Origin of the sequence: Corallococcus terminator (assembly GCF_003611635.1) — a bacterium.
Lineage (GTDB): Bacteria > Myxococcota > Myxococcia > Myxococcales > Myxococcaceae > Corallococcus > Corallococcus terminator.
On sequence record NZ_RAVZ01000614.1, the window covers coordinates 1 to 2316 of the forward strand.

4 protein-coding genes are annotated in these 2316 nt (G+C 70.2%); 1 reads left to right on the forward strand and 3 read right to left on the reverse strand.

What is annotated here, in order from left to right:
- Positions 1–427 (reverse strand): BTAD domain-containing putative transcriptional regulator (locus D7V88_RS40730; RefSeq protein ID WP_279636147.1); only part of this gene is annotated, 427 nt, incomplete at its 3' end.
- Positions 428–769: 342 nt separating this feature from the next.
- Between D7V88_RS40730 and D7V88_RS40735 the strand changes: the two genes are divergently transcribed.
- A complete protein-coding gene (locus D7V88_RS40735; protein ID WP_158625272.1) occupies positions 770–1120 on the forward strand; it encodes a pilus assembly protein N-terminal domain-containing protein in 351 nt (116 codons plus the stop codon).
- A 13-nt stretch (positions 1121–1133) separates the two neighbouring features.
- Here D7V88_RS40735 and D7V88_RS40740 read toward each other — a convergent pair whose 3' ends face one another.
- Both D7V88_RS40740 and D7V88_RS40745 read right to left on the reverse strand, forming a co-directional pair.
- Positions 1134–1586 carry a PaaI family thioesterase gene (locus D7V88_RS40740; RefSeq protein ID WP_120545858.1) on the reverse strand — a complete coding sequence of 151 codons (453 nt, stop codon included), beginning with the start codon at positions 1584–1586 and terminating at the stop codon, positions 1134–1136.
- Positions 1587–1591: 5 nt separating this feature from the next.
- A complete protein-coding gene (locus D7V88_RS40745) occupies positions 1592–2041 on the reverse strand; it encodes a PaaI family thioesterase (RefSeq protein WP_120545859.1) in 450 nt (149 codons plus the stop codon).
- Positions 2042–2316 lie beyond the last annotated feature (275 nt).

The window sequence follows — 2316 nt, forward strand, 5'->3', positions numbered from 1 at the left end:
GGCTCCGGATGTGCCCCGGCGGGGGCGTGGGGGGCAGCCGGTCGAAGAAGTCGCTCGCGGAGGTGTAGGGCTGTTCATCCTCCAGCGCCGTCGTGATGACCTCGCCCTGGCCCAGCCGCACCACCTCCATCTGGAGGACGGGGTCGCGCGGATCCAACTCCAGCGCGGCCTTCATCGCACCCCGCGCGCGGGAAGCGCAACCCAGCAACATCAGTATCGTCGCTGCATCCCGGTACGCGGCGATCGCCTGGGCCCGTTGCCCTGCGCGCCGGCACGCCTCCGCGAGTCGCACGCGCACGTTCGCATCGTGCGGCAGCAGCCTCACCAGGTGCGAGTACGTCTCCGCGCACTGCGCATACCTGCCCCGCTGGTACAGGGCGTGGGCGGTTTCCTTCAACTCCCGAAGCTTCGTCTCGCGCTCGCTCATGGAAGGCCCCTGCGTCAGTGCTGCTTCCAGGAGCTAGCAGGGCACGTGCCGACTGCCCTTGACGTGCGGTCCCGTTCACTGGCGCGCCCCTACCGGGACCCGGGACCGGAACGCGTGTCCTGCACCCGGCGGACCCCGAGGCGAGACTCCGTGCGCCCGTGCACGCTGTCCAATGCAAGACACGGCAGCGACCCTGTAGAAATGGGAACGACGCTGTAACAACGCCAGTGCTGCATTCCATGATGTCAGCGAATGACGCGAGACATTGGCGACGTCGGATGCGCACGCATGCGACGCTGGGGCTCCTCCGGAGTCCACCGGAGACACCTGAAAGGTCGCACCATGTCCTCCCGATTCACGCTCCTGACGTTGGCAGCCCTGGTGTTGGCGTGCGTGCCCGTGGGCGCGAAGGAGCCGTCCAAGGCGACGAAGGAATCGGCGAAGAGGGTGGCCCAGGAGAAGGCGGATGCTCCTTCCGCGAACGAGACCCTCACGTTGAAGAAGGGCGCGAAGCGCACGCTCACGGTGCCGGGCCTGAGCCGCGTGGCGTTGGGTGACCCGACCATCGCGGACGTGGAGACGACGGGCGCCGACGGTGTCCAGGTCTCCGGCCTGGCGGTGGGCAAGACGACCCTCATCGTCTGGGACAACGCGGGCAAGCGCCGCACGTACCTCATCGACGTGGGCGGCTAGCGCCCCCGTCGGCTCACGGCTCCGACAGGAGGAACAGCGCGTGAGAGCTGGCGATGGGGCGGGTGCGGTCGTCCTGCCACGCTTCCACGCGCACGTTGGCCACGCGCCGGCCCTGTCGGGTGATGAAGGCGCGCGCGAAGGTGTCCTGCGCCTTGCCCGAGCGCAGGAAGTCCACGGTGCTGGAGATGACCTTGGGCACGCGCCCGGTGTCCGTCTGGAGCAGCAGCTCGAAGATGGCGGACGACTCCAGGAGCGCGCCCAGCGCGCCGCCATGCAGCGCGGGCAGCAGGCTGTTGCCGATGAGGTGCGGGGTGTACCGCATGCGGCAGAGCATCTCCCCGGCGAGGTTCTCCACGCCGATGCCCATGAAGCGCGTGTAGGGGATGGCGTTGGTGAGGCGGTGGTATTCGCGAGACTGGCGCACCGTGCGCACGAGGTCCGCGAGCGGAGGGGCAGGGGGGCTCATGGCGCTCAGTCCTCCACCCGCATGAAGGTGCCCTGCGAGGAGGCCACCGGCTGCTCCGGGTCGCCCTGGTGTACGAGGGCGCGCACGAAGGCGATGAGGCGGGTGACCTTGTAGCACTCGGCGTGGGCGGTCAGCTCCAGGCCCGGGCGCGCGGGGCGCAGGTAGTCGATGCGCAGGTCCAGCGTGACGATGGCGGCGAAGGTGCCCAGCCGCGCGAGCACCGCGGTGCCGCACGTCGCGTCGATGAGCGTCGTCACCGCGCCGCCCGCGACGACGCCGGTCTCCGGGTTGCCCACCAGCACGTCCGCGTAGGGCATCACCACCGTCGCGTCCGTGGTGCCCACGTCCACCAGCCGCAGGCCGAGCGCGTGGTTGTGGGGCACCGCCTCGGTGAACAGCACGGAGAGCTGCTCCTGCCGTCCTGCCTTGTCCGTGGGAAGCGTGAGGTCCGACATAGGAGGTCTGGCGATAGCAGATTCGAGCGCGCGGTGGGGAGTGTGTCCGCTCGCGCCCGCCGTGCGAGAGCAGGAGCACGCTCGCATGTCCGCTGGTGCACGCGCGCTTCACCCCTTCGCGCCCGGGGCAGGCCGGTTAGGCTGCCGCGCCCTTCGTCTCCCCAAGAGGACTCCACCAGTGAACCGACTGACCTCCGCCCTCTGCTTCGCGCTGCTGGTGCCGGGCCTGCTCCTGGCCGCGCAGCCCCTGCCCCGGCCCGCGGGTGCGGCCGTCC